The organism is uncultured Boseongicola sp., assembly GCF_937988555.1.
Classification (GTDB): Bacteria; Pseudomonadota; Alphaproteobacteria; order Rhodobacterales; family Rhodobacteraceae; genus Boseongicola.
Map to the genome: position 1 here is coordinate 1 of NZ_CALJXO010000082.1, position 4,198 is coordinate 4,198.

Below are 4,198 nucleotides of genomic sequence, written 5' to 3' on the forward strand. Positions count from 1 at the left end.
TGGATGAGGTGTTCCGGACGGGAAGACGTGCGCTCCTTTCTTTTGGAATGCCTCTCATCATCGTAGGTGGCCTTGTTCTTGGTATATTTACGCCTTCCGAGGCTGGAGCATTTGCGGTGGTTTATGCTTTGATCCTCGCGATGGTCGTGCATCGCGTTCTGGATTTAAAAGGCCTCTACCGGGTATTGGTGAACGCAGTCCAGATGAGCGGCGAACTCTTGATAATCGTCGGTCTTTCATTCGCGCTTGGGGCAGGATTGACAAATGCCCGTGTGCCGGAATTCCTTGTGGAGATTATCGATGTCATGGTTTTCTATGACAGTGAATTCCTGCGAATTCTGGCTCTTGTCACTCTCGCGATACTTGCAGGCATGATCCTTGATCCGTTGATACCCGTATTGTTGCCGATTATCCTGCCCACCCTGATCGCATATGATATCGACCTCGTCCATTTTGGGGTGCTGATGGTTATTGCAGTGGTGATTGGTCAGGTGACCCCTCCGATGGCTATCGCGCTGATCATCGCGGGTCGAATAGCGAATGTTGATCAGATCCGGGTGATGAAGGCCAATACGCCGTTTTTTCTGGGTATTGTCGCGTTCATGTTGTTCGCGATCGCAGTACCGGCGGTGGCAACATGGTTACCCAACATCATGCGAAACTAGCATCGTCCGAATGGCATCAGAAAGGTCTCCAGCAGTGGAAATTAATATGAGAGTCGGGGCCCGCCATGTGCGTGTTCCGTTGGCAGATTGTTCACGACAAAGCGCTGTCGATCATCGCGCTCGAAATGGCGATCGCCAGCTAGGCATCGTGCCAGAAGCTTTCGGGGCGGCGGCAGATGAAACATCGGTTTCGCGCATTCCATATGAACTCAAGCGCGGGCATAGTGGAGTGGGACGCGCCCACCAGCTTGCGGAGAGAGGCGAATGACCGGGCAGGCTGGGCATATTATCGTGAGTGGGCGGTGGGACGATAATGTCGCCATCGTGGACATTGAAAAAGCGCTGCTGCCTGAGAACAATGAGACTTCTCACGCCGTCATCTCGCGTCCGCGTGTCACGCCTGACCTCGACCTTGACGGTGACGGTAAGCCAGATGCCCGTGCAAGCGGACAGCCAGTCATGGTCGCCGTCGACGCAACTGGGCGCTATGCGTATGTTGTCTGCCATTCGGGAGACGCCACCCAAGAGGCGGCAGCGGCCTATCAGCATGGGCACCCCGGTCTGGTAACGGTTCTAGATATCAATGCAGCGCTTGACCCCGCAAACAATGACGGCCTCGGGGCTGTCGTCGAATTCGTATCCACAGGTCGCACCGGGCCGGTGGGCTGTGCAATGACACCTGATGGCGCCTCGCTGCTTGTTAATTGCGGAGAAGCGGAAGGAAGCGAAGACGGCGGCGACGAGGTGACGGTTATTGACGTGGCGTCGCGCCATGTCTCGGCGCGTGTGCCGCTGAAGGTTGATCCGACCCACCCGGCCACGACCCCGAGCGAACATGACAGCCCGCACGCAACCTTCGGCCATTATCCAAACCCAACCGGTATCGTGATTTCACCGTTGTCCGGAGGCGTTGTCTTCGTTGGCAACGGCGGCCTTAGCGATGTGTCCGTTCTGGACCTCAAAGCGTCTCTATCCGGAGCACCGGATGCCGAGATCAACCGCGTCGAGGTGGAAACCGGGCCGTTCGGAATGGCACTCAGCCCAGACGGAACCCTCGTTGCCGTTGCGTCGCGCGAAAGCATGTCACACGCCTACGAAGGCGGCACTGTCTCGATCATCGATGTTGCGCGCGCGGCGGCTGGCCGCACCGATGCTGAAGTCGCCCGCGTTCCTGTGGGCGGCGCTAATGGAACCGAGCATAGCCGTCCGTTTGGTGTTGCATTTTCGCAGGATGGCAAACTGCTTGTTGCGTCATGCTTTCGCACCAATGCCATCTCGATCCTTGATGTCGAGGCGGCGTTGGCGGGGCAACCAGCCGAGCGCCATTGTCTTTATCCGGATGCTCCGGGCGGTGGCCCGTCGCGACCAAGAGGGATCGCAGTTTGCGGTCGCTACGCATGTGTCATCGGTGGGGCCAAGGGAGGGTCTGGCAGCAGCATTCTTTGGCTGATAGATATTGAGGCCGGCAAGGTTTGTGGAACGGTTTGCGAGGTGGGTAATGAATCCTATTTTCTTGCCGTGGTGCCTCCAGCTCCGACATGACGCCAGGCGCGGAATCCCAGCCGAACGATCAGAGCAGTGGTGTCAGACGGATGCGAACCAGACTCCGCTAGGAACGCGAGGCTGCCCCTTATGCCGCACAAAGACCGCGCCGCTCGGCAAGAGAAGCGGTTCGGGTGAGCTTGAAATTTGGGCGTTTGTAGAGATGGCGCTCCGTGTTGATGTGGTTGTGGATTGACGCGTGAACGGCGACGAATTTCTGCAAACTTTGCATTCTCCGGAAGCGAAGCATGGCTTGCTCTCGCCGTCGAAATGGCAGGTGAAAATTCTTGGCCCTGTTGTTCAACCAGCGGCCTGTCTCCTGCCAAGATGCATTGCCGATATCCTTCATCGCGGCGCCATAGGAGCGCAATCGATCGGTCACGATGATCTTTGGGTTGCCGTATCGCTTCATCGATTTTCTTAGAAATTTTAATGCTGCTTTGCGATCCCGGAGTTTGGTTACATAGCTTTCCAGCACTTCGCCTTCGTGATCGACAGCGCACCACAGACAGTTTCGTGGCTGATCTCGATGCCACGCTCGTGCAGCAGGTCCTCGACATTGCGGAGCGATAGTGGAAATCGAACGTATATCATGACCGCTGGGCGGATAACCTCGGGGCTGCTCTGAAAGCCCTTGAATGGGTCTGTTTTCGTTATGAGAGAAGGCTCCGAAACCACCCTGCCGGCGCCGCAACCCAATTTGTTCTGACAGAGCCCTGGTGAAGGTGACGGGCTGACGCAGGTCATGGTGCCAAGTAGCAAGGGCCAGAAGATCAAGGATGAATTGGCCGAAGAAGTACTCGCGAAAGAGCGCAGACAGGCCATTACGGACGGTTTGTGCACTTTGGCAACCGATCCCGAAAAGAAGCGGTTAATAACGGGTCCCGGGGAGGGCAAGGACGAGTTTGATACATTGAAGTTGGCCATTGCTGCCCGCGATATCGACTTAGCGGAGGCCAAGTATGAGAACCTGAGCCGGATCTTGAACTAATAGGCGTTTTGAGCTGGTTCTCGTTAGACGATGATTTCAGCGTCTCTCAAGCCGGGCTTCACTTTCTCGAAGCCTGGCGTCCCTTCCGAATTGCTTGGCACAACCATGCATGGACATACCGGTCACCCCCATATGAAGTGATTTCAGGTGTCTTGCCCCTGTGCGGCGCATCCAACAAATCTCTCAGCCAGGTTAGACCCAATCTGAGAGGCAACGCGCAATCTGCCCGAAGGAAAAACCGCTGTCCTAAGCGCCTTTCGCAGGGGCGCAAGCTGCATCCTTCTCAGAAAGACAGTTAGGCGTCCGCGTCCCCTGAGGCTTCTTGTGATTCAAGCCAACGCACGACAGAAACGCGCTTGGCGTCCATATGTTCATGAAGGGTTTGGGACAGACCTTTGCTGTCTCTCGTCTCAAGGCAGGTCATGATCATTTCATGTTCCTGAACCGCTGCATACCACCGGCCTTCTGACATATTGGCCAGATACCGTGCCCGCTGCATGCGCAGCGCCAGGGCCTGACAGGACGCCGTCAGCGTGTGGTTGCGCGCGGCAAGCAATATGGCGCGGTGGATCTTCTGGTTGATCAGGAAATAGGTATCCAGATCCCGATCCTCATAGCTTTGTATCATTTGGTTGTGCAGATCGCGCACGTCCTTGATTTCATCGTCTGTAATGTTTTGGCAGGCCAGTTCGCCTGACAGGGCCTCCAGCGCACCCAAAACGGGGAATACCTCTTGCACCTCATCGATGGTGACCATCGTCACCCAGGCCCCGCGGTTGGGCTCAAGCCGGATCAACCCGTCCGAGGCCAGCACCTTGAGCGCCTCGCGCATCGGCGTCCGGGACACACCAAACCTGTCACAGAGCAATTTTTCCGGGATTTTCGTGCCCGGGGCCAGTTCGCCGCCAATGATCAGCGGCTGCAGCCGGTCCACCAGTTCAAGGTGCAGGGATTTGCGTGCGATGGTCAGGGCAGAGGGATCATTTAGCATAGCAAGCTC

General features: G+C 56.6%; 4 protein-coding genes and 1 pseudogene. 3 read left to right on the forward strand and 2 right to left on the reverse strand.

What is annotated here, in order from left to right:
- Positions 1-665: TRAP transporter large permease subunit (locus Q1B15_RS04680; RefSeq protein WP_299750882.1), on the forward strand; the 665-nt coding region annotated here is incomplete at its 5' end.
- Between the two features lie 264 nt (positions 666-929).
- Positions 930-2,207 (forward strand): hypothetical protein, encoded by a 1,278-nt coding sequence (locus tag Q1B15_RS04685; protein WP_299750885.1) that lies wholly within the window; start codon positions 930-932, stop codon positions 2,205-2,207.
- Between the two features lie 88 nt (positions 2,208-2,295).
- Here the strand turns inward: Q1B15_RS04685 and Q1B15_RS04690 are convergent.
- Positions 2,296-2,864: pseudogene (locus Q1B15_RS04690) on the reverse strand (DDE-type integrase/transposase/recombinase).
- 88 nt (positions 2,865-2,952) lie between these two features.
- Between Q1B15_RS04690 and Q1B15_RS04695 the strand changes: the two are divergent.
- On the forward strand, positions 2,953-3,198 hold the full coding sequence (locus Q1B15_RS04695; RefSeq protein ID WP_299750890.1) for a hypothetical protein: 246 nt from the start codon (positions 2,953-2,955) through the stop codon (positions 3,196-3,198).
- A 295-nt stretch (positions 3,199-3,493) separates the two neighbouring features.
- Here the strand turns inward: Q1B15_RS04695 and Q1B15_RS04700 are convergent.
- A partial coding sequence (locus Q1B15_RS04700) for a GntR family transcriptional regulator (protein ID WP_366141672.1) occupies positions 3,494-4,198 on the reverse strand: 705 nt, incomplete at its 5' end.

What these genes read in the sequence shown, in the direction of transcription:
- Q1B15_RS04685 (WP_299750885.1), top strand. Translation starts at nt 930, where the DNA reads ATGACCGGGCAGGCTGGGCATATTATCGTGAGTGGGCGGTGGGACGAT.
- Q1B15_RS04695 (WP_299750890.1), top strand. Translation starts at nt 2,953, where the DNA reads ATGGTGCCAAGTAGCAAGGGCCAGAAGATCAAGGATGAATTGGCCGAA.